The following is a 23,607-nucleotide window of genomic DNA, read 5'->3' on the forward strand; positions in this document are numbered from 1 at the left end:
TCGCAATCGCCGTCGCCGCCCGGTTTCCTCCGCCCAATGCCCCGCCCACGCACATCCACGATCCCTGCCGCCGATGCCGCCACCGGCCCTGCACCGGACACGCAGGTCTGCAGCCAGACGCTGGCGCTGGAGGACTTCATCACCTTCCGCCTGGGCGCGCTGTCCAATGCGCTGCAGACCCAGGTGACGCGCCACTACATCGCGCCAGCATCGCCCGTGGGGCTGACCGAGTGGCGGCTCATGGGCCAGATCCAGCGCCATGGTGAACTGCACGCCAGCGCGCTGTCGCGCCTGAGCCTGATGGACAAGGCCCAGATCAGCCGCGCGCTGCAGCCGCTGATCGACCGGGGCTGGGTGCTGCGCCGCGCCGATCCGCAGCACGCGCGGCGCCACCTGCTGCAGCTGAGCGAAGCAGGGCAGGCGCTCTTCGACGAGGTGCTGTCCCGCGCACGCCCCTACCAGGCGGCCCTGCTCAATGCCCTGACGGCCGATGAGCGCGCCATGCTGGACCGCATCCTGGACAAGCTGGGCCGTGCCTCCCAAGCGCTGGACCAGGGGCTGGACCAGGGGCTGGACCAGGGGCTGGATGCCTGATTTCCCCACAAGCCACTGCACAACCCATCTCAAGACCCACCTCAGAATCCACCCCACGAGCCACACCATGAATTGCTCCATGCACCCTGATGAGCGGGCCGCCCGCATCGAACTGGCCGCCTGCTACCGCGTCTTCGCCATGCTGGGCTGGGACGAACTGATCTACAACCACATCACGGTGCGCCTGCCCGACAGCGTGACGGGCGGTGAAAAGCAGTTCCTGATCAACCCCTTCGGCCTGCACTACGAAGAGGTCACGGCCAGCAACCTGGTGCGCATCAACGTGCGCGGCGAGGTGCTGGACGGCTCGCGGCATCCGGTGAATCCGGCCGGCTTCGTGGTGCATGCGGCCATCCACGACGGACTGCCGGGCGCGCACTGCGTGATGCACACGCACACCACCTCGGGCATGGGCGTGGCCTGCCTGGAGCAGGGCCTGTCGCAAAGCAACTTCTACAGCGCCCAGCTGCACGGCATGGTGGCCTACCATGACTTCGAGGGCATCACCATCCATGCCGACGAAGGGCCGCGCCTGCTGGCCAGCATCGGCCGCCGCAAGGCCGTGATCCTGCGCAACCATGGCCTGCTCAGCTGGGGCAGCGACCTGCCCCAGGCCTTCGTGGTGCTGTGGACGCTGCAGCGCGCCTGCGACGTGCAGATGGCCACCCTGTCCATGGGCGCGCCGCGCATGGTCTCCGACGCCATGGCCCAGCGCTGCAACGAGGACTCGCTGACCTTCAACGCCAGCCACGGCGGTGCCCGCGATGTGTTCGACCATCTGGTGCGCCGCGTGAACCGGCGCGACAACAGCTATCTCGATCTTTGAACCCGGAGCTTCCCGCGCATGACCATGGAACAGACAAGCATTTCATTCGACAAGGCCTGCATCTTCGGCGCCGGTGCCATCGGCGGCTGGATGGGCGCGGCCCTGGCCCGCGCCGGCTGCCAGCTCAGCGCCGTGGCGCGCGGCGCCGCGCTGCAGGCCCTGCGCACCCAGGGCCTGACCCTCGTGCACGGCGAGCAGCGCGAGCACTTCGCGCTGCGTGCCGAACAGGACCCGGCCGCCCTGGGCGTGCAGGACCTGGTCATCATCTCCGTCAAGGCGCCGGGCATGCCCGATGTGGCCGAGCACATCGCACCGCTGATCGGCCCGCAGACCGTGGTGCTCACGGCCATGAACGGCGTGCCCTGGTGGTTCCTGCAAGGCGGTGTCGATGCCAGCGTGCGGGGCAGGCAGCTGAAAGCCGTGGACCCTGAAGGCCGCATTGCGCAAGCCATCCCGCTGGGCCAGGTGCTGGGCTCGGTGGTCCATGCCAGCTGCTCCAACGATGCGCCCGGCGTGGTGCGCCGCCACTTCGGCAACAGCCTGATCCTGGGCGAGCCCCTGGCCACAGGACCCTGCCAGCCGCCCACGCCACGCCTGGCGGCACTGGCCCAACTGCTGCAGCGTGGCGGCATCGAGGCCAAGGTCTCCGACAACATCCAGCGCGACGCCTGGTACAAGCTCTGGGGCAACATGACCGTCAACCCCGTCAGCGCGCTGACGGGCGCCACCTCGGACCGCATCCTGGGCGACGACCTGGTGCGCGGCCTGATCACGCGCGTGATGCTGGAGGCCAAGGAGATCGGCGCGCGCATCGGCCTGCCCATCAACGAATCGCCCGAAGACCGCCATGCGGTCACGCTCAAGCTGGGCGCCTTCAAGACCTCCATGCTGCAGGACGTGGAAGCGGGCAAGCCCGTGGAACTCGACGCCCTGGTGGGCGCGGTGCGCGAAATGGGCCAGCTGTGCGGCGTGGACACCCCGTTCACCGATGCGCTGCTGGGCCTGGCGCGGCTGCAGGCGCGGCAAAAGGGGCTGATGGCCTGACGCCGCAAGGGCCAGTACCGGCCTGCAGCGCGCAACCGTAGACTACGCCTCCATGACTTCCGCCAAGAACCCCGCCTCGACCTGGTCCACGCTGTGCGTGGTGGCCACCACCGTCCCCAGCGCCGAGGAGGCTGCCCATCTGGCGCGCAGCCTGGTGCAGCAGCAGGCCGCGGCCTGCGTGCAGGTGGAGCCCATCACCTCGCACTACGTGTGGGAGGGCGAGATGCACGCCACGCCCGAGTGGCGTCTGGTCTGCAAGACCCTGCCCGACGTGCTGGAGCGCCTGGCCCGGCTGCTGCGCGCCGGGCACAGCTACAGCGTGCCGCAGATCACCATGCGCACCGAGCGCTGCATGGCCGACTATGCGCAGTGGCTGCGCTCCCAGGTCTCGACCCGGGACGTGGCGGACACTGCAGAAATGGCCGCCGCGCCCCGCATCACTGCGGCGTGACGTTGGCGGCCTTGATCACGGGCACCCAGGTCGCTGTCTCCTTGCGGATCAGCTCGCCGAAGGCGCTGCCCGTGACCACCCAGGGCTCGATCCCCTGCAGGTCCAGCTGCCTGACCACGGCCGGCGTGTTGAAGATCTCCTGAATATCCTTCTCCAGCTGCTTGAGCACGGCCGGCGGCGTCTTCCTGGGCGCCATCACGCCGTACCAGGACGAGATGGCAATGCCCGGCACGCCCGCCTGGGCCAGCGTGGGCACATCAGGCAGGTACTTGCTGCGCGCCGGGTCGGTCACGGCCAGCGCGCGCAGCTTGCCCGACTGCACATGCGGCAGCAGCGCGGGCACATTGCCCACGATCATCGGCACCGTGCCGCCCAGCACATCGTTGAGGCCGGGCGCCGTGCCCTTGTAGGCCACGTGCAGGATGTCGGCGCCGGTCTGCTGCTTGAACAGCTCACCGGCCAGATGCAGGCTGGAGCCCACGCCGGGCGAGGCATAGCTGATGGTGGCCGGCCTGGCCTTGGACAGGGCCACCAGCTCCTGCACCGTTTTGGCGGGCACGCCAGGGTGCACGGCGATCACATTGGCCGCCTTGGCCAGCGAGGCCACGGGCGCGAAGTCCGCCTCCACGCTGTAGCCGGGCCTGGCCAGCAGCGTGGGATTGATGGTCAGGTTGCCCTGGGGCACGACCAACAGCGTATGGCCGTCCGGCGCGGCACGCTTGACCATGTCGATGCCGATATTGCCGTTGGCCCCGGGCTTGTTCTCCACCACCGAGGTCTGCTTGTAGCGCTCGGCCAATCCCGTGGACAGCAGGCGGGCCAGCGCATCGACCGGGCCGCCGGGCGGAAAGGGCGCGACGATGGTGAAAGGCTTGGCGGCCAGTTGCTGCTGCGCAGCGGCATCCTGGGCCAGGGCGCTCTGGCATGCGGCTGCTGCCAGCAGGGCGGCAGCGCCGAGCAAGGTGGGGGCTTTCATGGGGAACTCCGGGGAACAAGGCAAGGCAGGTACAAGCAAAAGAAATGCCTGAGGGCTATCGATTGTTTCTTGTATAAAACAACGTTCTTCTTGTAAATCAATGCAAAGCATAAAACCTGCGGCTTGATTCGAATCAAGGGAAAACCCTTGCCTGCACGCCTGGGCCTTCGCTGCGCTCGCATGCCCATGAAAAAAGGAGCGCAGCGCGCTCCTTTGGGTGGTGGTGTGCCGGGTGGCCTCAGGACAGCAGCGCCTGCGCAAATTCCCTGGCGTTGAAGGTCTCCAGGTCCTCGACCTTTTCACCCACGCCGATGAAGTACACGGGGATCGGCCGTTCCTGGGCAATGGCAGCCAGCACGCCGCCCTTGGCCGTGCCGTCGAGCTTGGTGACGATCAGGCCCGTGAGCTGCAGTGCATCGTCAAAGGCGCGCACCTGGGCCAGCGCGTTCTGGCCGGTGTTGCCGTCGATGACCAGCAGCACCTCGTGCGGTGCCGTGGCGTCGGCCTTGCTGACCACGCGGCGGATCTTGCGCAGCTCTTCCATCAGGTGCAGCTGGGTGGGCAGGCGGCCTGCCGTGTCCACCAGCACCACATCCTTCTTGCGCGCGCGGCCGGCGGTGACGGCGTCAAAGCTCACGGCCGCAGGATCGCCCCCTTCCTGGCTGACGATCTCCACCGTGTTGCGATTGGCCCAGACGCCAAGCTGCTCGCGCGCGGCGGCGCGGAAGGTGTCGGCGGCGGCCAGCAGCACGCTCTGGCCTTCGTCGGCCAGGTGGCGGGTGAGCTTGCCGATGGAGGTGGTCTTGCCCGCGCCGTTGACGCCCGCCACCATGATCACGGTGGGCTGGTGCTCGCCGATGACCAGCGGCTTTTCCAGCGGGCGCAGCAGGTCGGCCAGGGCATCGGCCAGCAGCGCCTTGACGGCGGCGGGGTCGGTGGCCTTGGCCTCCTTGACGCGGCGGCGCAGGTCGGCGAGCAGGTGCTCGGTGGCCTTGACGCCGGTGTCGGCCATCAGCAGGGCGTCTTCCAGTTCCTCGTACAGCGCATCGTTGATCTGCGTGCCCGTGAAGACCGTGGCAATGCTGCTGCCGGTCTTGCGCAGGCCGGTCTTGAGGCGCTGCATCCAGTTCTGGCGGCTGGCACCTTCGGCCTCGGGCTTGGCCGTGGGCTCGGGCGCGGCAATGAAGTCCGCAGGCGCGATGGTGGACGCGGGTGCAGCAGCTGGGGCAGGCGGGGTCTCGGGGGGCGCGGCATCGCCCTTGCCGCCGCCAAAGGGCTTGCGCCACCAGGCACTGCCGGTGTCGGCGGCCGGCGCTGCTGGCGCGGCCGGTGGCAGGGCGGGGGGGCTGTCCTGCGGTGGGGTTGCGGGAATGCCGGCCTTTTCAGGCGCGGCGCTGCTGTCCGCCGGGGAAATCTCGGCGGCGGAGGGGGTGGGCTTTTTCTTGAAAAAACTGAACATCGGCAGGTTCTTAGAATCACAGCATTCTATGAAACATGCACTCACCCTCCTGGGCTTAATGGCCTGCATGGGCACCGGGGCTGCTTTGGCAGCCCCGGATGCATCCTCTTCCATCCCTTCATCGCTGCTGCAGACGGTGGCCAGCCAGGCCGCCGGCGGCACGCGCACCGCCACTTCGGCACAGCAATTCACCTTGAAGAACGGCATGCAGCTCATCGTGCAGCCCGACCGGCGCGCGCCTACGGCCGTGCACATGGTCTGGGTGCGCGTGGGCTCCGTGGACGAGGTCGATGGCACCTCGGGCGTGGCCCACGCGCTCGAACACATGATGTTCAAGGGCTCGCGCAAGGTGGCTCCCGGCGAGTTCTCGCGCCGCGTGGCAGCGCTGGGCGGCCAGGAAAACGCCTTCACCAGCCGCGACTACACGGGCTACTACCAGCAGATTCCGTCCAGCCGCCTGGAAGACGTGATGAAGCTCGAATCCGACCGCTTCGCCAACAACCACTGGCCCGACAGCGAGTTCAAGAAGGAGATCGAGGTCATCAAGGAAGAGCGCCGCATGCGCACCGAGGACCAGCCGCGCGCCGTGCTCATGGAGCAGTTGATGGCGGCGACCTTCGTGGCCTCGCCCTACCACCGCCCCGTGATCGGCTGGATGAGCGACCTGGACGCGCTGACGCCCGGCGACGTGCGCGACTTCCATGGCCGCTGGTATGTGCCCGGCAATGCCACCATCGTCATTGCCGGCGATGTGGACGTGGCCAAGGTCCGCGCCTGGGCCGAGAAGTACTACGGCAGCATTCCCGCACGCGCCCTGCCGGTGCGCAAGCCGCGCACCGAGCCCGCGCAGATCGGCATCCGCCGCATCGAGGTCAAGCAGCCCGCCGAGCAGGCCCTGGTGGCCCTGGCCTTCCGCGCGCCCTCGCTGACGCGCGTCAGCGACCTGCAGGCCGACGACCGGGATGCGCTGGCGCTGCTGGTTCTGTCGGCCGTGCTGGACGGCTATGACGGCGCCCGCCTGGAGCGCGCCCTGGTGCAGGGCGAAGGCCGCGTGGCCGACGGCGCGGGCAGCTCCATGTCCCTCATGGGCCGTGGCCCCGGCCTGTTCATGCTGACGGGCGTGCCCGCCACGGGCAAGACTGCCGCCGAGGTCGAGGCGGCGTTGCGCGCCGAAGTGGCCAAGGTCGCCAAGGATGGTGTGGAGCCCGCCGAGCTGGAGCGCGTGAAGACACAGTGGATGGCCTCCAATGTCTACGAGCGCGATTCGGTCATGGGCCAGGCCCAGAGCCTGGGCAATTACTGGATACAGGGCATGCCGCTGGATGCGGAAGACCAGCTGCTGACCCAGCTGCGCACCATCACGCCCGATGACGTCAAGCGTGTGGCTGCCAAGTACTTTGGCGATGACCAGCTCACGGTGGGCACCCTGGTGCCGCAACCCCTGCCCGAAGGCGGCAAGCCCCGTCGCCCCGATGCGGGTGCCGCCATCGGCGGACCCCTGCATTGATGCCCCCGAAGCACGCTGGAGTGAAGATGAAGAACATGAAAAAAATGGTGGCCAGCACGGTGCTGGCAGGCGTGGGCCTGGGCTTTGGTGCCACGTCCGCATGGGCCCTGCTGCCCATCCAGCACTGGACCCAGCCCAGCGGGGCTCAGGTCTGGCTGGTGGACAGCCCGGGCATTCCCATGGTCGATGTGCAGATGGACTTCGATGCCGGCAGCCGGCGCGATCCCGCCAGCCAGGTCGGCCTGGCCAGCGCCGTGGCGCTGATGGCCTCCAAGGGCGTGACCGCCCAGGGCGATGCGCCTGCGCTGGACGAGAACGGCCTGGGCCAGGCCTGGGCCGATCTGGGTGCCAGCTTTGGCGCGCAGGCGGGCCGCGACAGCTTCAGCTACGGGCTGCGCTCCCTGACCGAGCCTGCGCTGCTGCAGCGCGCCGTGGCGCTGGCGGCGCGCCAGATCGCCACCCCCAGCTGGCCGCAGGACGTGTGGCTGCGCGAGCGCGAGCGCTGGACTGCGGCCATCAAGGAATCGGACACGCGCCCCGGCACGGTGGCCGGCAAGGCCCTGAGCCAGGGCGTGTTCGGCACCCATCCCTACGGCGCGCGCGCCACGGGCGAGAGCCTCGCGCACATCGACCTGTCCGACATGCAGTCCTTCCACCGCCGCCTGATCGCGGCCTGCCGCGCCAAGGTCAGCATCGTCGGTGCGGTCAGCCGCGAGCAGGCCGACCAGCTGGTGCAGCAACTGCTGGCTCCGCTGCAGGCGGCGCAGGGCCAGGACGCCAGTGCCTGCGCGCCCCTGCCCGACGTGCCCAAGGTGCAGGCGCTCAAGGCGCCGGTCAACGAGAACATCCCCTTCGCCTCGGCCCAGGCGCAGGTGCTGATCGCCCAGCCCGGCATTGCACGCAACAGCCCGGACTTCATGGCCGTGCTGGTGGGCAACCACATCCTGGGTGGCGGCGGCTTCACCTCGCGGCTGACCGAGGAAGTGCGCGAAAAGCGCGGCCTGAGCTACAGCGTCTACAGCGATTTCTCGCCGGGTCTGGACGCAGGCGCCTTCACGATCGCCCTGCAGACGCGCCCCGACCAGGCAGCCGAGGCCCTGAAGGTGTCGCAGGACACGCTGCGCCGCTTCGTGGCCGAAGGCCCGACCGAGAAGGAGCTCAAGGCCGCCAAGGACAACCTGATCGGCGGCTTTGCGCTGCGCATCGACAGCAACCGCAAGCTGCTGGGCAATGTGTCCAACATCGCCTGGAACGGCTTGCCGCTGGACTACCTGGAGCACTGGACCGAGCGCGTGCAGGCGCTCACCGTGCGTGATGTGCGCGAGGCCATGCAGCGCATGCTGCAGCCCGAGCGCATGGTGACCGTCGTCGTGGGAGGCAAACAATGAGCCGCAACAGCATCAAAATTCACACCCCTGCCGGCAAGCGCTGGCTGGAAAAGGCCACGGCCGAGGCCGCAGCACCCAAGGCAGCTGCCGCAGCGCCTGCTGCCGCCAAGGCGAAAGCCGGACGGCCGGCGCCGGTGGGCGCGGGCGAGGTCCGCATCATCGGCGGCCAATGGCGCCGCACGCGGCTGCCCGTGGCGCAGCACCCGGGCCTGCGGCCCACGCCGGATCGCGTGCGCGAGACCCTGTTCAACTGGCTGGGCCAGGACCTGACGGGCTGGCACTGCCTGGATGCCTTCGCGGGCACGGGCGCGCTGGGCTTCGAGGCCGCATCGCGCGGCGCGACCAATGTGCTGATGAACGAGCAGGACGCCACCCTGGTCCAGCAGTTGCAGCGCCTGCGAGAGCGCCTGGACGCCCAGTCCGTGCGCGTGCTGCGCGGCGATGGCATCGGCTGCCTGCGCCAGGTGGCGCCGGGCACGCTGGACCTGGTGCTGATCGATCCGCCGTTCGACCATGCCGATCTGTTCGAGCCTGCGCTGAAGGCCGCCGCGCAGGCGGTGTCCGCCACGGGCTATGTCTATCTGGAGGCGCCCCAGGCCTGGACCGAGGAGCAACTGGCCGAGGCCGGTGGCCTGCAGCTGTTCCGCCATCTGAAGGCGGGCGCCGTCCACGCCCACCTGCTGCGCAAGGCACCGCAGGACGAGTAAAGGGCGCTGCCGCGGCCGCGTTCCCTGGCAGGAGCGCGGCTGTCGCACAGCCGACCGGCCATGCTGCAGCGCAATGCATAATGCGCCATCCGTGCCGGACAGGGCACGCGCAGCCAATGAAAGCGACCGCCATGAGCCACGACGTGATTGCCGTCTATCCCGGAACTTTCGATCCGATCACGCTGGGTCATGAAGACGTGGTGCGCCGCGCGACCCAGCTGTTCAGCCACGTCATCGTCGCCGTGGCGGCGGGCCACCACAAGAAGACCATGTTCAATCTTGAGGAGCGCATGCAGATGGTGCGCGAGGCCGTGTCCATCTATCCCCATGTCCAGGTCGAGAGCTTTCATGGCCTGCTGCGCGACTTCGTGGTCGAGCGCGGCGGCAAGGCCATGGTGCGCGGCCTGCGTGCGGTCACCGACTTCGACTACGAGTTCCAGCTCGCCGGCATGAACCGCACGCTGATGCCCGAAGTGGAGACCGTCTTCCTCACGCCCAGCGACCGCTACCAGTTCATCAGCAGCACCTTCGTGCGCGAGATCGCCACGCTGGATGGCGAGATCGACAAGTTCGTCTCTCCCAGTGTGCGTACCCGCCTTCTGCAGAAGGTGCAGGCCAATCGTGGGTCGTGATCGCACGAGCTGATCGCACAACCTGATTGCAGGCCTTGATCCCGCGTCCTGATGCCCTGACCGCCTGGCTGTCCTGAGGCCCGGCAAGGGCGGCCCGGGCCCTCTCGCAGTTCCTTCTTAGAAGGCAGCCTGCCGCGTGGCGCTCGCATTCACGGCGGCGTGCACGAATTCCAGCTTGCGCCTGGCCCCGGCCGAAAGTGCGAACGGATAGGCATCGCCATGGCCCAGGCTGCGGTTGAGGCTGTTGGTCAGCAGCGTCAGAGGCACCCACTGGTCCAGCATGGTGCCGAAGTCCGGCCTTGCATGGACCGCGAAAGGGTCCTGCACGCACAGCGCGGGCTGCGTGACCGAGCCTGTACTTGTCCCTGAGCCTCCAGGCATGGTGATGCAGGTGCCATAGCTGGCCGCAGTCTCCAGCAGATCCACCATGTGCAGGTAATGGGCCCAGCTTTCGGCCCAGTCTTCCCACGGATGGGAGGTGGCATAGGCGCTGACGAAGTTGTCGCGCCACTGCTCATCCATCGGGTTGCGCGCATAGTAGTTCTGCAGGGCCTGGCCATAGTCCTGGCGCTCGTCGCCGAACAGGCGGCGGAATTCCTCGATACGGCCCGCGCCCACCACCAGCCTGTCCCAGAAGAAGTGGCCGGATTCATGGCGCAGATGGCCCACCAGCGTCCGGTAGGGCTCGTGCAGGGCCTGGCGGCGCCGGGCACGCTCGGCATCGTCGGCCTCCACCACGTTCAGCGTGATGGTGCCGTTGGCATGGCCGGTCATCACGGGCGCCTGCCCCGGCAGGTCGGCCAGCAGCTCGAAGCGCGGCCCATCCTCTCCAGGCCGGGGACCCAGGCCCAGGCGGGCCAGCGTGTAGAACAGCTGGCGCTTGGCGGCCTCGATCCGGGTCCAGCGCAGCGCATTGGACGGGTCTGACAGATCGGGCAGCCAGCGTGTCTGGCGGCAGGACTCGCACAGCGCATGGGGATCGTCTGCGGGCAGGGCGAAGTTGCACTGTCCCACGGGACCCCGGTGGCTGCACATCTTGTAGAGCCGGCCTGGCGGCTTGCCGCTCGTCAGCGAGGACAGGCTCTCCCACAGCACGCTGTCCCGCGTGCCGGAAACCGGGCGCAGGCAGGCCACATGCAATTGCTCGGGCAGGAAGGCCAAGGTGGCGCCGCAGTGCACGCATTGAACGCTGTCGAAGAAGACCGGGTGGCCACAGGCATCGCAGTTGAAGACTCGCATGTCGGTCACTTTACGCCGTATGTTCGGCGCACGGTGGAAAGGGGTCGTACCTGCCGTCGGCTGCAATGGCCGGCAATCCTTGCGGCGGACCGTGCGGCAGTTGGGGCCCTGGATGAAAAAAGGCCGGAAGTCTCCGGCCTTGTACTTGGATCAGCCCCCGCAGGGGCCTGCATCAGGGACGAACCACGATGCTGTTGCGCACTTCACGCACGTTCTTGGTGGTGCGGGCGATCTCGGCGGCGCGGGCCTTTTCCGATTCAGACTTTGCAAAGCCCGACAGTTGCACCGTGCCGTTCAGGGTCTCGACGCTGATGGAAGTGGCCGAGACGCTCTTGTCTTCTGCCATCTTGGCCTTCACCGCAGTGGTGATGCCGGCGTCATCCACATACGAGCCCACGGTCTGCTGGTCGCGGGCGACGGAGCAGGCGGTGGTGCCGAGCACGGTGGCGCCGGCGACGAGAGCGAAAGCGATGGCACGGGTGTACTTTTGCATGATCAATTCTTTCTTGAGTAAGAAAACTGGGGTAACTGGACTAACGGTACTCGGGAGACTCTGGGAGCTTTGCGACCGCTCACTTGCGCGAGCGTGAGCTCATGAAGAACGCGGTGGCCAGGGCTGCGCCCGTGGCCGCGGCCAGCAGGATGGAGCGGCCAGGCTGCTCGATGACGTAGCGCGTGGTGGCCTCGGTAGCCGATTGCAGCTGGCGGCGGGCGCGGTCGGAGCTGTCGGCGCAGAAGTTGATGCCGCGCGTGGCCAGTTCCTGGGCACGGGCTGCGAGGTCATCGATGACGGGGTTCAGTTCACGCTCGACGGACTTCACGCCTTCCTCGGCCTTGTCCAGCGCATTCGCTGCAGTGCGGCGTGTCGTGTTGACGGCTTCCTTGGCGGCATCCGCGACATCCTGGGCAACGTCCTTGGCGGTATCGGCGGCTTTGTTCACGGCTTTCTCGGCTTGGCTCATTGGTTCTATCTCCTCAAAACTGGCATGAATGCGAAAGGCGGTCGGGCTGCCGGGCTGGCTGCCCGCGGGAAGCGGGCTTGGGCTGGCAGGGGGTTGAAGGCGGCGCCGCCGCTACTTCTTGATCAGGCTCATCACAAAGGTGACGACAGCCATGATCACGAAAATATAGAACAGGATCTTGGCGATGCCTACAGCACCTGCCGCAATACCACCAAAACCGAATATGGCAGCTACCAGGGCGATGACGAAGAACACGATGGCGTAGTGCAGCATGTAAAACTCCTTGGGTTGTTCGTTTCCAAGAAACGGCACGGGGCGGATGGGCCAAGTGCTGTTTGCATGGGTTCGACTGTACTGAGCCGCCAAAGGTGTATCTGACGGTGGCCGGCGTGGCATGGCGTCAGGGTTAGGCGGGGGGGTGGTGTAGGAATGCTCCGGCTGCACAGGGCTTGCAGCCGCCGCTGGCTGCAGCCATTCGGGGGCGCGCATGGAAAATGGCCCCCACGCTACCCTTGCTGCGCAAGGTCCGCTGCCCCCCGAGGGGGCTGCTTTTCATCTTGGGGCGGCCCGGCGATGAAAAAAGCCCCTGGCGCATGGGCGCGCAGGGGCTTTTGCACGGCGGATGCTGCCGCTTCAGGCGGTGGCGACCGTACCGGCGCTTTTGTCCGTGGAAATGGGCGCCAGCGGGATGACGGCGGAGATCGCCGTGCCCTTGCCCAGTTCGGACGAGACGGTCAGGCGGCCGCCTGCGGCCTCCACGCGGTGGCGCATGCCGGCCAGCCCGTGGGAGTTGGGGCGCATGGCCGAGGTCTCGAAGCCTTCGCCGTCGTCCTGGATCTGCACCGTCACATAGGTCGGATAGTTGTGCACGGAGACCAGGACATGGCTGGCCTTGGCATATTTGCCGATGTTGGTCAGCGACTCCTGGACGATGCGGTAGACCGTGAGCTGGGTGGATTCCGGCAGCTCCACCTGCTCCAGGTTGGCCGTGACTTCGATGCCGCTGCGCTCGCCGAACTCGCGCGCCAGGATTTCCAGCGCCGTCGTCAGGCCCAGGTTGGACAGGGAGGAGGGGCGCAGGTCCTCGATGATGCGGCGCTTGAGGGCGATGCCGCTGTTGAGCGTCTCCACCAGATGGCTGACGCGTTCGCCCACGTCCGGCGCGCTGAGGTCGATCTTGGATTTGAGGCGCGCCACGTCGAGCTTGGCGGCCGTCAGCAGCGAGCCCAGCTCGTCGTGCAGTTCGCGCGCCAGGTGTCCGCGCTCGTCCTCGCGCACCTGCTGCAAGTGGTTGGCCAGCTCCGTCAGCGTGGCCGTGCGCTCGCGCACCAGGGCTTCGAGGCGGTTGCGCTCGTCGCGCTGGATTTCCTGCTCGCGCTGGTGGGCCTGCTGCAGCGCGTGGGCCTGGCGCAGGTACATGAAGAAGCCCAGCACGCCCAGGGCCGTGACCGTGGCGATGCCTATGCGTGATAGCGACAGCGTGTGCTCGATGTCCTGCAGGTTCTTGGCCGAGCGCTGGTCTATGCCTGACAGCAGCTTGCCCGTGTAGTCGCGGATGGCGTCCATGTTCTCCATGCCCACGTCGGTGAACATGACGAAGCGCCAGGCCTCCTCGTTGCCCTGGCGGTACAGGCGCAGGCTGAGTTCCATCTCGCTCATCTTGCGTTCGACCTGGCGCGCCAGGGGGGTGAAGATCGCCAGCTCCTGCGGGTCGTAGATGAAGATCTGGCGCAGCTCGTCCATGTTGTAGTTGATGGCCGTAATCGCCTTGCTGTAGGGCTCCAGGTAGCGCTCCTCGCCCGTGAGGAGGTAGCCGCGCAGGCCGGTCTCCGCATCCAGCATCAGCCGCAGCAGCTGGCTGATCTCCGAGCGGGTGTTCTGGGTCTGGGTCATGGCCTCCAGCGCCTTGGTGGAGCGCTTGTAGCTGGCCTCGTTAATGCTCACCAGCAGCACGGCCGCGACGATGGCGAATGCCAGGCTGATCGCAATTCTTCGGAAATTTATCCAACGCATAAGCATCCTCTCACCTACAAGATCTTCGCCGATATTCTGCATAATTCGTGTTATCGGCTGCCGGGGCAGTTCCTGCGCCGGCCGTTACCATATATTGTTTGCACGACCAGCGATCCCGCTGGTCCCCCGAAAAAGAGGTATTCATGATCAGAATTGGCATTGTGGACGACCATGCAATTGTGCGCTCGGGCCTGCGTCAGTTTCTCTCGGAACACGTGGACCTGCGTGTAGTCGGTGAGGCCGCCAATGGCCGCGAGGCCATCGATCTGGTGCGTGCCCACGAGATCGACGTGCTGTTGATGGACCTGTCCATGCCTGGCCAAAGCGGTATCGACGCGCTGGCCATGCTGCGCGCCAAGGCGCCGGACATGGGCATCCTGATCCTGAGCGGCTATCCCGAGGAGCACTACGCTATCAACCTGATCCGCCAGGGCGCCAGCGGCTACCTGAACAAGGAATGCGATCCCCAGGAGATTGCCGAAGCGATCCGCACCGTGGCCCTGGGCCGCCGCTACCTGACGCCCGCCGTGGCCGACCTGCTGGCCCAGCAGCTCAACCGCAAGGATGACGCGCCAGCGCATGAGCAGCTGTCCGAGCGTGAGTTCCAGGTCTTCCTCAAGCTCGCGCGTGGCGAAACCGCAGGTGATATTGCAAAGTCGCTTTCGCTGAGCGTAAAGACGGTCAGCACCTATCGCACGCGACTCATGGAGAAAATGGGATTGTCTTCCAACAGCGATCTGACGTATTACGCACTGAAGAACAGGCTGATCGATTGATTTTCAGTCAATAGAAAATACGGGCTGCACGATTATCAAGTCGTGCAGCCTTTTTCTTTGGTGAAAAATCAAATGCAGTGCTTTGGGTTCAGGCTGTTTTGAGTTGTTTGAGTGACGCCGCATCGATATTCATGCAATAGTCCATGAGTGCGTCGATTTCATTGGACTTGTCGAAGACGGCATCCACGCCGAGCTGGGCGCAGCGGCTGCGGATGTCGGGGGTGGCATAGTTGCTGAGCACCACGATCTTCTGGTGCGGCTGGCGCTCGCGGCAGGCAGTAAGCACACCCAAGCCGCTGCCCTGCCGCAGGAACAGGTCGACGATGGCGAGATCCCATGCGTCGGGGTTCTGCTGAAGCCAGTCCGTCCCCGCGCTCTCCGTCTCCGCGATGCCCACGGCCTCGACATCGGCCAGTTCTTCGAGCGTGGCGATCAGGTTCTCGCGGATCGTAGGGTTGTCTTCAACAAGATAGGTGCGCAATTTCACGGCTGTATCCAATAGGGACGCGGATGGCAATCGGAGTCCGGTGGAGCCCGGCCTCCATTGTCCTGCGCGACAGCGGGCGATTGTGCCAGTGAGGGATCGGCGTGGGGGTCAGCCGATTCCTACGCCTTGTTACCGCAAACGGGACATTCCGGTACACGAGTGGTTTGCATGCTACTCCAATCCAGGCTGCGGCTGTCGAACATGGTCAGGCGGTTTGTTGCAGGCGTGCCAAATCCCGCGATCAGCTTGAGGGCTTCCGCCGCCTGCAGCGTGCCCATGACGCCCACCACGGGCGCGAAGACGCCCATGGTCGAGCACTGCACTTCCTCGAACTGCGCGTCGGGCGGAAACACGCAGGCATAGCAGGCGCAGTTCTCGTCGCGCGGGTCCATGACCATGAGCTGGCCGTCCAGCCGGATGGCCGCCCCCGCCACCAGGGGCACCTTGTGCCGCACACAGGCCGCGTTGATCATGTGGCGCGTGCGGTAGTTGTCCGTGCAGTCCAGCACCAGGCTGGCCTGCGGCACGAGCTCGTCGAGCAGCGCGTCGTCGGCGCGCTGCTGGCGGCAGTCGATGCGGATGCCGGGGTTGATGGCGTGCACGGCCGTGCGTATGGATTCCACCTTGGGCTGGCCCACGCGGTCCGTGGTGTGCGCGATCTGGCGCTGCAGGTTGGTCATGTCCACCGCATCGTCGTCCACCAGGGTGATGCGGCCTATGCCGGCCGAGCCCAGGTACAGCGCGGCGGGCGCGCCCAGGCCGCCTGCGCCGATGATGAGCACATGCGCGGCCAGGATGCGCTCCTGGCCCTCGATGCCGATTTCGTCGAGAAGGATGTGGCGCGAGTAGCGCAGCAGTTGATCGTCGTTCATTCGCGTCTCCAGACGTGAAAAAGCCGGGCGCAAGGCCCGGCTTGGTGCAGGCGCGGACCCGGTCCGCGCCGCGCTGTCAGTTTTCCTTCTTCTCGGGCTCGCGCTCGGTCAGGGTCTTGCTGACCATGACGGGCTGGCCCTTGAGGCGGTTGAGCGCCTGCTGCAGCTGGAAGTCCTTTTCGGTGCCGAACTCGGGCAGGCGGCGCTCGGCCGGCGGCTTCTTGGCTTCCTCTTCCAGGCGCTTGCGGGCTTCCTCGCGGGCCTTCTCGCGCACCTCGTCCTTGACCTCGGCACCCTGTCCGCTGGACAGGTGCTTTTCCAGGTCGGCCTCGCGCATGCGCAGGGCGGCGAACAGGTCGCCTTCGGGCGTCTCATCCACCATCACGTCGGGCACGATGCCCTTGGCCTGGATGGACTTGCCGCTGGGCGTGTAGTAGCGCGCCGTGGTCAGCTTCAGGCCCGTATCGGGGCCCAGGGGGCGCACGGTCTGCACGGAGCCCTTGCCGAAGGTCTGGCTGCCCATGATGATGGCGCGCTTGTGGTCCTGCAGTGCGCCGGCCACGATCTCGCTGGCCGAGGCCGAGCCTTCGTTGACCAGCACCACCAGCGGCAGCTTCTTGAGCGAGGCGGGCAGGCGCTGCAGCGGGTCACCCATGCCGCGGCGGGCATAGAAGCTGGGCGATGCCTTGTAGGTTTCCTTGCTCTCGGCCAGTTGGCCGTTGGTGGAGACCACGGTCACATCCGGCGGCAGGAAGGCGGCCGAGATGGCGACGGCAGCGTCCAGCAGGCCACCCGGGTCGTTGCGCAGGTCCAGAACCAGGCCCTTCATGTTGGGGTCCTGCTTGTACAGTTCCTCGACCTTGCGCACGAAGTCGTCCACCGTGCGTTCCTGGAACTGGCTCAGGCGGATCCAGCCGTAGCCGGGCTCGATCACCTTGCCCTTGACGGACTGCGTCTTGATTTCTTCGCGCGTGATGGTCACGGGGAAGCTGCGGCTTTCATCCTTGCGCAGGATGGTCAGCTGCACCTTGGTGTTGGGCTCGCCGCGCATGCGCTTGACGGCGTCGTTGAGCGACAGGCCCTTGACGGCCGTGTCGTCGATCTTGGTGATCAGGTCGCCCGTCTTGAGGCCGGCGCGGAAGGCGGGGGAGCCTTCGATGGGCGAGACGACCTTGATCAGGCCGTCTTCCTGCGTGATCTCGATGCCCACGCCGACGAAGCGGCCCGAGGTGCCCTCGCGGAATTCCTTGTAGGACTTCTTGTCGAAGTACTGCGAATGCGGATCGAGGCTGGACACCATGCCGGAGATGGCATCGGTGATCAGCTTCTTGTCATCGACCGGCTCGACATAGTCGGTCTTGATCAGGCCGAAGACGGCGGACAGCTGCTGGATTTCCTCCAGCGGCAGCGGGGTCATGGCACCGCGGGCCACGGTCTGCAAGGAAACCGTGGTCAGTGCTCCGGCGATTACGCCTACGGAAACCCAGCCGGCAATTTTGATTTTCTGGCCCATATCACCCCTTTAACCGCGTCAATATACACCCGCTTGGAAAGGCGAGCGCCCGCGTGGTTCCCTAAAAACGGCGCAGCAAGCGCAATTTCCGCAGCAGGCGCTCACCTCAAGCGGGCCCGGCTCAGGCCTTGCCCTGTGCGGCCACGGCGGCTGCAGCCTTGGCGGCAGCTTCTGCATCGCCCAGGTAATAGTGGCGAATGGGCTTGAGATTGGCATCCAGCTCATAGACCAGCGGAATGCCATTGGGCACGTTGACGCCGACGATGGCGTCATCCGAGATGCCGTCCAGGTACTTGATCAGCGCGCGGATGGAGTTGCCGTGGGCCGCAACCACGACGCGCTTGCCGGACAGGATGGCGGGCGCGATGGACTCGTTCCAGAACGGCAGAACGCGGGCCACCGTGTCCTTCAGGCATTCGGTCAGCGGCACCTGGCTGGGGTCCAGCTGGGCGTAGCGCACGTCGCTGCGCTCGCTGCGCGGGTCTTGCGGCTCCAGGGCCGGCGGGGGCGTGTCGTAGCTGCGGCGCCACACCAGCACCTGGGCGTCGCCGTATTGCTTGGCCATGTCCGCCTTGTTCAGGCCCTGCAGGCCGCCGTAGTGGCGCTCGTTCAGGCGCCAGCTGTGCTGCACGGGCAGCCAGGTGCGGTCCATTTCGTCCAGCGTGTGCCACAGCGTGCGCGTGGCGCGCTTGAGCACGCTGGTGTAGGCCAGGTCGAAGTCATAGCCTTCGGCCTTGAGCAGGCGGCCGGCGTTCTTGGCCTGTTCGACGCCGGTGGCGGTCAGGTCCACATCGGTCCAGCCGGTGAAGCGGTTTTCGAGGTTCCAGGTGGATTCACCGTGGCGGATCAGCACGAGCTTGTACATGGCGGCTTTCTAAGTCTCTCGATGCGACAAAGCTGGGCTGTCGCGGGGGCAAAAGCCAGCATTCTAGAATTGACAGGTTTGCCAACCCAAGGAATGACGTGAAATTCATCATCGATAACTGGTATTTGATCCTGATCGCGCTGGCTTCCGGCGTGATGCTGCTGCTGCCCCTGGTGCGCGGCGCAGGCGGCGGCTCGCTGACGGCGGCGCAGGCCGTGCAACTGATCAACCGCCAAAAGGCCGTGGTCATCGATGTCTGCGAGCCCGAAGAGTACGCGGCCGCCCATGCCAACGGCGCCAGGAATGTGCCGCTGAGCCAGTTCGAGGAAAAGCTGCCCGCCACCGTGAAGAACAAGGCGCTGCCGCTGGTGCTGATCTGCACCAAGGGCAACCGCGCCTCCCGTGCCGAAGGCATTGCGAAGAAGCTGGGCTACGAAAAGGCCCAGGCCCTGGCCGGTGGCCTGAAGGCCTGGCGCGATGCCGGCATGCCGGTTGAAAAGGCCTGAGACGCCCCCATCTGACGGCGATGCAAGCCACTGCTCCGCGCCTTAGGCGCCAGCCGGCGGCACGCCGCAAACTCGAAGAAAGACGCACATGCAAGCCGTGAAGATGTACACCACCGCTGTCTGCCCCTATTGCATCCGGGCCAAGCAGATCCTCAAGTCCAAGGGCGTGGAGCAGATCGAAGAGATCCGCATCGACACCGATCCGGCCGCGCGCGACGTGATGATGCAGAGCACGGGCCGCCGCACGGTGCCCCAGATCTTCATCGGCGATTACCATGTGGGCGGCTGCGACGACCTGATGGCGCTGGACGCCGACGGCGGTCTGGTGCCTCTGCTGCAAAGCTGAAACACGGGCACTGCATAATGCTGGCCCAGGTGCCCGCTGCGCAAGCTCTTGGCAGCGGGCATTTTGTTGGTGATTTTTTTGATGCCCTGGTCACCGAACCAGGGTTTTTTGCCCAGAAAGACTGATTCCATGGCCGAACAGGACACTCCCGTCTTCCAGATCCAGCGCGTCTACCTCAAGGACCTGTCGCTGGAGCAGCCCAATTCGCCCGCCATCCTGCTGGAGCAGGAGCAACCCAGCGTGGACATCCAGCTTGGCGTCGAGGCGACTCCCGTGGCCGAAGGCATCTACGAAGTGGCCGTGACCGCCACCGTGCAGACCAAGATCCAGGACAAGACCGTGTTCCTGGTCGAGGCCAAGCAGGCCGGCATCTTCGAGATCCGCAACGTGCCCGAAGACCAGATGGGTGGCGTGATCGGCATTGCCTGCCCCCAGATCATCTATCCCTACCTGCGCGGCAACGTGGCTGACGTAGTCACCCGCGCCGGCTTCCCGCCCGTGCACCTGGCCGAGATCAACTTCCAGGCCATGTACGAGCAGCAGCAGGCAGCCGCCCAGGCGGACGGCAACTCGCTGCCGCAGTAAGCCGGTCCATTCCCGGACGATGTGATTTGCGCCCAGGCGCGTCGCATCGCTGTGGTACAAGAAAAGAGGCCCGAGGGCCTCTTTTTTTCATCAACGTCGCTTCTTCAACGTCGAGCAGATATGAACATAGTGGTGATTGGCGCAGGCGCCTGGGGCACGGCGCTGGCGATGAGCGCGGCCGCGCGCGGTGACGGGCGTGTCGTGACCCTTTGGGCGCGTGACGCTGCCCAGGCGCAGGCCATGCGGGACAGCGGCGAGAACGCGCGCTACCTGCCGGGCGTGGCGCTGCCTGCCGCGCTGCAGGTGGTGCATGGCGAGATCGACGGCCATCTGGCGGCCGCCGACCTGATCGTGATCGGCACGCCCATGGCTGCCCTGCGCGAATGGCTGGGCCGGCTGCAGCATGTGCCCGCACCCGTGGCCTGGCTGTGCAAGGGCTTCGAGGCCGTGCCCGCAGGCGCTTCGGCCGCCGCCCATGGCCTGATGGCGCACGAGGTCTGCGCCGAGGTGGCGCCCGATCTGCTGTGCGGCGTGCTCAGCGGCCCCAGCTTTGCGGCCGAGGTGGCGCGCCACCAGCCCACGGCCCTGGTGGCAGCCAGCCGGCATGCCGAGGTCAATGACGCCCTGGTCGCGGCCTTCCATGGCGATGCCATGCGCGTCTACGCCAACGCCGACATCGTGGGCGTGGAAGTGGGCGGCGCCGTGAAGAACGTGCTGGCCATTGCCACCGGCCTGTGCGACGGCCTGCAGCTGGGCCTGAACGCCCGCGCCGCGCTGATCACGCGCGGCCTGGCCGAGATGACGCGTTTGGGCCTGGCCCTGGGCGCGCGCACCGAGACCTTCATGGGCCTGTCGGGCCTGGGCGATCTGGTGCTGACGGCCACGGGCGATCTGTCGCGCAACCGCAAGGTGGGCCTGCTGCTGGCCCAGGGCCGCACGCTGGAGCAGGCCGTGGCTTCGCTGGGCCATGTGGCCGAGGGCGTGTACAGCGCGCGCACCGTGCTGGCGCGCGCGCGGCTGCTGAATGTGGAGATGCCCATCACCGAAACCGTGGTCGAGCTGCTGGACGGCCGGCTGCAGGCGGCCGAGGCCGTGCAGCACCTGATGGCGCGCGATCCACGCGGCGAGTGATTCTTCGGTGTCCATGAAAAATGGCCCACACGCTCCCCTTGCTGCTCAAGGTCCACTGCCCCCCGAGGGGGCCGCTTTTCATCTTGGGGCGGCCCGGCGATGAAAAAGCCCCGGGGCTGGAAGGCCCCGGGGCTTTTTTTGCGTCAGAAATCCTGGCGTCTGGCGCGCTACATGCCCAGTTACAGGCCCAGTTCCAGGCCCAGCTCCAGACCCAGCAGTTCCTCCACCGTCTGGCGGCGGCGGATGAGGCGGGTGCTGTCGCCATCGACCAGCACTTCGGCGGCCAGCGGGCGCGTGTTGTAGTTGCTGGACATGGAGCTGCCATAGGCGCCCGTGTCATGGATGACCAGCAGGTCGCCCACCGAGGCGCCTGCCAGCGCGCGCGGCAGCACCACGCCGCCGTCGCCCTGGGTGAACACGTCGCCCGATTCGCACAGCGGGCCGGCGACCACGGCATCGCGCAGGGGCATGGCCTGGCCGTCGCGGCGCAGCACTTCCATGCCGTGCCAGCTGCCGTACATGGAAGGGCGCATCAGCTCGTTGAAGCCCGTATCGACCAGCACGAAATGGTTGCTGCCCGCGTTCTTGGTGGCGCGCACCTGGCCCAGCAGCACGCCCGACTCGGCCACCAGGAAGCGGCCGGGTTCGATCTCCAGGCCCAGCGCATGTCCCACGATGGCCTCGGCGTCCTTGCGTGCCGCATCCCACAGGCCGTGGTAGTGGGCGGTGTCGATGGTGGCGTCGCCATCGCGGTAGGGAATGGACAGGCCGCCGCCGGCCGAGATGGCCTGCAGGTCATGGCCTGCCTGGCGGGTGGCGCGCACCAGCTCGACCATGGCGCCGCAGACCTGCTGCAGGTGGCCGTAGTCCACGCCCGAGCCGATGTGCATGTGCAGGCCGGCCAGCTTCAGGCCGCCGTCGCGGATGGCCTGCAGCGCCGCCAGCAGGTCGCTGTGCCAGATGCCGTGCTTGCTGTGCTCGCCGCCCGTGTTGGTCTTGTTGCTGTGGCCGTGGCCGAAGCCGGGGTTGATGCGCAGCCACACGGGATGGCCGGGCGAGGCCTGGGCCAGCTGGTGCAGCATGTCGATGGAGCCGGCGTTCACGGGCACCTTGTGCTCGGCCACGCAGGCCAGCGTGGCCTCGTCCATCACGTCGGCGGTGAACACGATGTCGCTGTGCAGGTCGTCGCCGTGGCCGGCCGCATAGCCGGCGGCCAGCGCGCGCAGGATTTCGCCGCGCGAGACGGCGTCCACCTTCACGCCCTGCTCGCGCATCAGACGCAGGATGTGGATGTTGGAGCAGGCCTTCTGTGCAAAGCGGATGGTGTCGAAGGCCTTGAGCTGGGCGATGCGTGCGCGGATGGTGGCGGCGTCATAGACCCACAGTGGCGTGCCGTGCTGGTCGGCCAGGGCCCAGAGCTGGGCGGGCGAGAAGGGATTGGACATGGGGTCTCTTTCAGGGGAACTGCCGCGCATGATGGCGGATGGCGGTCATTCAGTCCAATGCTTGTTCTTATGGTGTCTATTTGATTTGGATATGCTCTTGCCATGCAAGACCCCGAGCTGCCGCACACGTCTCCCGAACCCCGCATCTCCCACCGCCACCTGGAGGTGTTTCGCGCGCTCATGCTCAGCGGCAGCGCCACGGCGGCGGCGCAGATGCTGTTCAGCTCCCAGCCCACCGTCAGCCGCGAATTGGCGCGCCTGGAAAGCCTGCTGGGCTATGCGCTGTTCGAGCGCGCCCAGGGCCGGCTGCGGCCCACGGCACGCGCCCTCTCGCTGTGGGCCGAAGTGCAGCGCAGCTGGCAGGGTCTGGACCGCGTGGTCGAGCATGCGCTGGCCCTGGCGCGGCCGCACCAGGCGCGCATCAACGTGCTGTGCCTGCCTGCCCTCAGCCATGCGCTGCTGCCCGCAGCGCTGGCGCGCCTGCACGCAGAGCATGGCCCCGTGGCCGTCAGCGTGGCCACGCAGGAGGCGCCGCTGCTGCAGGAGTGGATGGCCGCCCAGCGCTACGACCTGGGCCTGGGCGAGCTGGCCGAGGCGCCTCCGGGCACGCGTGCCCTTGCGCTGCCCGCCATGGACGAGGTGGCCGTGCTGCCCGCAGGCCATGCGTTGGCCGCAAGGCCGGTGCTGGAGGTGGCTGACTTTGCCGGGGAAAGCTTTGTCAGCCTGGCGCGCGACGATCCCTATCGCCAGCAGATCGATGCCGTGTTCGAGCAGGCCGGCGTGCAGCGCCAGCTGCACCTGGAAACCCACAGCGCCGTGGCGGTCTGCGCCATGGTCCAGCACGGTCTGGGCGTGGCCATCGTCAATCCGCTGACGGCGCGTGCCTGCGCCGGGCCGCAGCTGGTGGTGCGGCCGCTGGTGTTCTCCATTCCCTTCCAGGTCCATGCGCTGCTGCCGCTGCACCGGCCTGCCGTGGCCGAGGTGCAGTGGCTGGTGGACGCGCTCGCCGCCGAGGTGGCCGCGGTCGGCTGAAGGCAGAGGGCGGGGTGCGGTATCAGCGCGCTGCGCTGTCCAGACCGGGAGCCTTGTCTGCAGCGGGCTCGGGTGGCAGGCCCCACTCCATCCAGTCGTCGCCAAAGACCTCCACCGGGTGCTGTGTGCGGTCCGATCCGTTGCCGCAGGCCAGCTCGTCGCGGGCGCAGTAGCGGTCACAGCCCCAGCAGGTGCGCTCGGGATGGGCGGGGTGGATGGGGAATCTCTTGGCCATGGCATCCAGCTTGGAC

The 23,607-nt window shown here is 67.0% G+C and carries 27 protein-coding genes; 14 read left to right on the forward strand and 13 right to left on the reverse strand.

Annotation, left to right across the window (positions count from 1 at the left end; translation table 11 throughout):
• Positions 1-36 precede the first annotated feature (36 nt).
• The 4 genes from DACI_RS08930 to cutA are packed head-to-tail and all read left to right on the forward strand — an operon-like array spanning position 37 to position 2,915.
• Complete coding sequence (locus DACI_RS08930) at positions 37-594, forward strand: MarR family winged helix-turn-helix transcriptional regulator (protein ID WP_043781007.1); 558 nt, start codon at positions 37-39, stop codon at positions 592-594.
• Positions 587-1,420, forward strand: a complete 834-nt coding sequence (locus DACI_RS08935) for a class II aldolase/adducin family protein (protein ID WP_012203722.1) — start codon at positions 587-589, stop codon at positions 1,418-1,420. Before DACI_RS08930 ends, DACI_RS08935 begins: the two co-directional genes overlap by 8 nt.
• Before the next feature lie 18 nt (positions 1,421-1,438).
• Positions 1,439-2,464, forward strand: a complete 1,026-nt coding sequence (locus DACI_RS08940) for a 2-dehydropantoate 2-reductase (RefSeq protein WP_012203723.1) — start codon at positions 1,439-1,441, stop codon at positions 2,462-2,464.
• Between the two features lie 52 nt (positions 2,465-2,516).
• Complete coding sequence (gene cutA, locus DACI_RS08945; RefSeq protein ID WP_012203724.1) at positions 2,517-2,915, forward strand: divalent-cation tolerance protein CutA; 399 nt, start codon at positions 2,517-2,519, stop codon at positions 2,913-2,915.
• On the opposite strand, the gene DACI_RS08950 is transcribed toward cutA, so the two are convergent.
• On the reverse strand, positions 2,902-3,891 hold the full coding sequence (locus tag DACI_RS08950) for a Bug family tripartite tricarboxylate transporter substrate binding protein (RefSeq protein ID WP_012203725.1): 990 nt from the start codon (positions 3,889-3,891) through the stop codon (positions 2,902-2,904). The genes cutA and DACI_RS08950 overlap by 14 nt on opposite strands.
• Positions 3,892-4,129: 238 nt before the next feature.
• Positions 4,130-5,350, reverse strand: coding sequence for a signal recognition particle-docking protein FtsY (ftsY, locus tag DACI_RS08955; protein ID WP_012203726.1), 1,221 nt, complete (start codon positions 5,348-5,350; stop codon positions 4,130-4,132).
• Positions 5,351-5,378: 28 nt separating this feature from the next.
• Here ftsY and DACI_RS08960 point away from each other — a divergent pair, with 28 nt between their 5' ends.
• The 4 genes from DACI_RS08960 to coaD all read left to right on the forward strand — a co-directional run bounded on the left by DACI_RS08960 (position 5,379) and on the right by coaD (position 9,584).
• Positions 5,379-6,857, forward strand: coding sequence for a M16 family metallopeptidase (locus DACI_RS08960; protein WP_012203727.1), 1,479 nt, complete (start codon positions 5,379-5,381; stop codon positions 6,855-6,857).
• A gap of 26 nt (positions 6,858-6,883) precedes the next feature.
• Positions 6,884-8,245, forward strand: coding sequence for a M16 family metallopeptidase (locus tag DACI_RS08965; protein WP_012203728.1), 1,362 nt, complete (start codon positions 6,884-6,886; stop codon positions 8,243-8,245).
• Positions 8,242-8,952 carry a 16S rRNA (guanine(966)-N(2))-methyltransferase RsmD gene (rsmD, locus tag DACI_RS08970; RefSeq protein ID WP_012203729.1) on the forward strand — a complete coding sequence of 237 codons (711 nt, stop codon included), beginning with the start codon at positions 8,242-8,244 and terminating at the stop codon, positions 8,950-8,952. The genes DACI_RS08965 and rsmD overlap by 4 nt, the downstream gene beginning before the upstream one ends.
• 131 nt (positions 8,953-9,083) lie before the next feature.
• Entirely contained in the window at positions 9,084-9,584 is a 501-nt protein-coding gene (coaD, locus tag DACI_RS08975; protein ID WP_013803934.1) for a pantetheine-phosphate adenylyltransferase, read from the forward strand.
• 117 nt (positions 9,585-9,701) lie between these two features.
• On the opposite strand, the gene DACI_RS08980 is transcribed toward coaD, so the two are convergent.
• The 5 genes from DACI_RS08980 to DACI_RS09000 all read right to left on the reverse strand — a co-directional run bounded on the left by DACI_RS08980 (position 9,702) and on the right by DACI_RS09000 (position 13,798).
• Complete coding sequence (locus DACI_RS08980) at positions 9,702-10,823, reverse strand: zinc-binding metallopeptidase family protein (protein WP_012203731.1); 1,122 nt, start codon at positions 10,821-10,823, stop codon at positions 9,702-9,704.
• 172 nt (positions 10,824-10,995) lie between these two features.
• Positions 10,996-11,316, reverse strand: a complete 321-nt coding sequence (locus DACI_RS08985; RefSeq protein WP_012203732.1) for a BON domain-containing protein — start codon at positions 11,314-11,316, stop codon at positions 10,996-10,998.
• 79 nt (positions 11,317-11,395) lie between these two features.
• Positions 11,396-11,785 carry a hypothetical protein gene (locus DACI_RS08990; protein ID WP_012203733.1) on the reverse strand — a complete coding sequence of 130 codons (390 nt, stop codon included), beginning with the start codon at positions 11,783-11,785 and terminating at the stop codon, positions 11,396-11,398.
• A 111-nt stretch (positions 11,786-11,896) separates the two neighbouring features.
• The gene (locus tag DACI_RS31095) at positions 11,897-12,058 is read right to left on the reverse strand and encodes a DUF1328 domain-containing protein (RefSeq protein ID WP_013803930.1); all 162 of its coding nucleotides are present in this window, start codon (positions 12,056-12,058) and stop codon (positions 11,897-11,899) included.
• 360 nt (positions 12,059-12,418) lie between these two features.
• A complete protein-coding gene (locus tag DACI_RS09000; RefSeq protein WP_013803929.1) occupies positions 12,419-13,798 on the reverse strand; it encodes a sensor histidine kinase in 1,380 nt (459 codons plus the stop codon).
• Between the two features lie 143 nt (positions 13,799-13,941).
• Between DACI_RS09000 and DACI_RS09005 the strand changes: the two genes are divergently transcribed.
• Positions 13,942-14,574 (forward strand): response regulator, encoded by a 633-nt coding sequence (locus DACI_RS09005; RefSeq protein ID WP_012203736.1) that lies wholly within the window; start codon positions 13,942-13,944, stop codon positions 14,572-14,574.
• Between the two features lie 88 nt (positions 14,575-14,662).
• Here DACI_RS09005 and DACI_RS09010 read toward each other — a convergent pair whose 3' ends face one another.
• From DACI_RS09010 to gpmA, 4 genes are all read right to left on the reverse strand, one after another.
• Entirely contained in the window at positions 14,663-15,061 is a 399-nt protein-coding gene (locus DACI_RS09010; RefSeq protein ID WP_043781019.1) for a response regulator, read from the reverse strand.
• Positions 15,062-15,180: 119 nt separating this feature from the next.
• A complete protein-coding gene (locus DACI_RS09015; RefSeq protein WP_012203738.1) occupies positions 15,181-15,933 on the reverse strand; it encodes a HesA/MoeB/ThiF family protein in 753 nt (250 codons plus the stop codon).
• Between the two features lie 76 nt (positions 15,934-16,009).
• Entirely contained in the window at positions 16,010-17,446 is a 1,437-nt protein-coding gene (locus DACI_RS09020; RefSeq protein WP_012203739.1) for a S41 family peptidase, read from the reverse strand.
• Between the two features lie 121 nt (positions 17,447-17,567).
• Positions 17,568-18,311, reverse strand: a complete 744-nt coding sequence (gene gpmA / locus DACI_RS09025; RefSeq protein ID WP_012203740.1) for a 2,3-diphosphoglycerate-dependent phosphoglycerate mutase — start codon at positions 18,309-18,311, stop codon at positions 17,568-17,570.
• Positions 18,312-18,409: 98 nt separating this feature from the next.
• Between gpmA and DACI_RS09030 the strand changes: the two genes are divergently transcribed.
• The 4 genes from DACI_RS09030 to DACI_RS09045 all read left to right on the forward strand — a co-directional run bounded on the left by DACI_RS09030 (position 18,410) and on the right by DACI_RS09045 (position 20,879).
• A complete protein-coding gene (locus tag DACI_RS09030) occupies positions 18,410-18,817 on the forward strand; it encodes a rhodanese-like domain-containing protein (RefSeq protein ID WP_012203741.1) in 408 nt (135 codons plus the stop codon).
• A gap of 88 nt (positions 18,818-18,905) precedes the next feature.
• Positions 18,906-19,163: a glutaredoxin 3 gene (gene grxC, locus DACI_RS09035; RefSeq protein ID WP_012203742.1), complete on the forward strand. Its 258-nt coding sequence runs from the start codon at positions 18,906-18,908 to the stop codon at positions 19,161-19,163.
• 129 nt (positions 19,164-19,292) lie between these two features.
• Positions 19,293-19,748, forward strand: a complete 456-nt coding sequence (gene secB, locus DACI_RS09040; RefSeq protein ID WP_013803924.1) for a protein-export chaperone SecB — start codon at positions 19,293-19,295, stop codon at positions 19,746-19,748.
• A gap of 120 nt (positions 19,749-19,868) precedes the next feature.
• Complete coding sequence (locus tag DACI_RS09045; protein ID WP_012203744.1) at positions 19,869-20,879, forward strand: NAD(P)H-dependent glycerol-3-phosphate dehydrogenase; 1,011 nt, start codon at positions 19,869-19,871, stop codon at positions 20,877-20,879.
• A 179-nt stretch (positions 20,880-21,058) separates the two neighbouring features.
• Here the strand turns inward: DACI_RS09045 and lysA are convergent, their stop codons facing one another.
• Positions 21,059-22,324, reverse strand: a complete 1,266-nt coding sequence (gene lysA, locus DACI_RS09050; protein WP_043781024.1) for a diaminopimelate decarboxylase — start codon at positions 22,322-22,324, stop codon at positions 21,059-21,061.
• A gap of 102 nt (positions 22,325-22,426) precedes the next feature.
• Between lysA and DACI_RS09055 the strand changes: the two genes are divergently transcribed.
• Complete coding sequence (locus tag DACI_RS09055) at positions 22,427-23,356, forward strand: LysR family transcriptional regulator (protein ID WP_012203746.1); 930 nt, start codon at positions 22,427-22,429, stop codon at positions 23,354-23,356.
• 22 nt (positions 23,357-23,378) lie between these two features.
• On the opposite strand, the gene DACI_RS09060 is transcribed toward DACI_RS09055, so the two are convergent.
• Positions 23,379-23,591 carry a DUF3079 domain-containing protein gene (locus DACI_RS09060; protein ID WP_012203747.1) on the reverse strand — a complete coding sequence of 71 codons (213 nt, stop codon included), beginning with the start codon at positions 23,589-23,591 and terminating at the stop codon, positions 23,379-23,381.
• Positions 23,592-23,607: the final 16 nt, after the last annotated feature.

Source organism: Delftia acidovorans SPH-1 (assembly GCF_000018665.1).
GTDB classification, from domain to species: Bacteria; Pseudomonadota; Gammaproteobacteria; order Burkholderiales; family Burkholderiaceae_C; genus Comamonas; species Comamonas acidovorans.

What these genes read in the sequence shown, in the direction of transcription:
- coaD (WP_013803934.1), top strand. Translation starts at nt 9,084, where the DNA reads ATGAGCCACGACGTGATTGCCGTCTATCCCGGAACTTTCGATCCGATC.
- secB (WP_013803924.1), top strand. Translation starts at nt 19,293, where the DNA reads ATGGCCGAACAGGACACTCCCGTCTTCCAGATCCAGCGCGTCTACCTC.
- DACI_RS08940 (WP_012203723.1), top strand. Translation starts at nt 1,439, where the DNA reads ATGACCATGGAACAGACAAGCATTTCATTCGACAAGGCCTGCATCTTC.
- ftsY (WP_012203726.1), bottom strand. Translation starts at nt 5,350, where the DNA reads ATGTTCAGTTTTTTCAAGAAAAAGCCCACCCCCTCCGCCGCCGAGATT.
- DACI_RS08985 (WP_012203732.1), bottom strand. Translation starts at nt 11,316, where the DNA reads ATGCAAAAGTACACCCGTGCCATCGCTTTCGCTCTCGTCGCCGGCGCC.
- DACI_RS09000 (WP_013803929.1), bottom strand. Translation starts at nt 13,798, where the DNA reads ATGCGTTGGATAAATTTCCGAAGAATTGCGATCAGCCTGGCATTCGCC.
- DACI_RS08930 (WP_043781007.1), top strand. Translation starts at nt 37, where the DNA reads ATGCCCCGCCCACGCACATCCACGATCCCTGCCGCCGATGCCGCCACC.
- DACI_RS08935 (WP_012203722.1), top strand. Translation starts at nt 587, where the DNA reads ATGCCTGATTTCCCCACAAGCCACTGCACAACCCATCTCAAGACCCAC.
- rsmD (WP_012203729.1), top strand. Translation starts at nt 8,242, where the DNA reads ATGAGCCGCAACAGCATCAAAATTCACACCCCTGCCGGCAAGCGCTGG.
- gpmA (WP_012203740.1), bottom strand. Translation starts at nt 18,311, where the DNA reads ATGTACAAGCTCGTGCTGATCCGCCACGGTGAATCCACCTGGAACCTC.
- DACI_RS08965 (WP_012203728.1), top strand. Translation starts at nt 6,884, where the DNA reads ATGAAGAACATGAAAAAAATGGTGGCCAGCACGGTGCTGGCAGGCGTG.
- DACI_RS09060 (WP_012203747.1), bottom strand. Translation starts at nt 23,591, where the DNA reads ATGGCCAAGAGATTCCCCATCCACCCCGCCCATCCCGAGCGCACCTGC.
- DACI_RS08950 (WP_012203725.1), bottom strand. Translation starts at nt 3,891, where the DNA reads ATGAAAGCCCCCACCTTGCTCGGCGCTGCCGCCCTGCTGGCAGCAGCC.
- DACI_RS09055 (WP_012203746.1), top strand. Translation starts at nt 22,427, where the DNA reads ATGCAAGACCCCGAGCTGCCGCACACGTCTCCCGAACCCCGCATCTCC.
- DACI_RS08980 (WP_012203731.1), bottom strand. Translation starts at nt 10,823, where the DNA reads ATGCGAGTCTTCAACTGCGATGCCTGTGGCCACCCGGTCTTCTTCGAC.
- DACI_RS31095 (WP_013803930.1), bottom strand. Translation starts at nt 12,058, where the DNA reads ATGCTGCACTACGCCATCGTGTTCTTCGTCATCGCCCTGGTAGCTGCC.
- DACI_RS09005 (WP_012203736.1), top strand. Translation starts at nt 13,942, where the DNA reads ATGATCAGAATTGGCATTGTGGACGACCATGCAATTGTGCGCTCGGGC.
- cutA (WP_012203724.1), top strand. Translation starts at nt 2,517, where the DNA reads ATGACTTCCGCCAAGAACCCCGCCTCGACCTGGTCCACGCTGTGCGTG.
- lysA (WP_043781024.1), bottom strand. Translation starts at nt 22,324, where the DNA reads ATGTCCAATCCCTTCTCGCCCGCCCAGCTCTGGGCCCTGGCCGACCAG.
- grxC (WP_012203742.1), top strand. Translation starts at nt 18,906, where the DNA reads ATGCAAGCCGTGAAGATGTACACCACCGCTGTCTGCCCCTATTGCATC.
- DACI_RS09015 (WP_012203738.1), bottom strand. Translation starts at nt 15,933, where the DNA reads ATGAACGACGATCAACTGCTGCGCTACTCGCGCCACATCCTTCTCGAC.
- DACI_RS08960 (WP_012203727.1), top strand. Translation starts at nt 5,379, where the DNA reads ATGAAACATGCACTCACCCTCCTGGGCTTAATGGCCTGCATGGGCACC.
- DACI_RS09045 (WP_012203744.1), top strand. Translation starts at nt 19,869, where the DNA reads ATGAACATAGTGGTGATTGGCGCAGGCGCCTGGGGCACGGCGCTGGCG.
- DACI_RS09020 (WP_012203739.1), bottom strand. Translation starts at nt 17,446, where the DNA reads ATGGGCCAGAAAATCAAAATTGCCGGCTGGGTTTCCGTAGGCGTAATC.
- DACI_RS08990 (WP_012203733.1), bottom strand. Translation starts at nt 11,785, where the DNA reads ATGAGCCAAGCCGAGAAAGCCGTGAACAAAGCCGCCGATACCGCCAAG.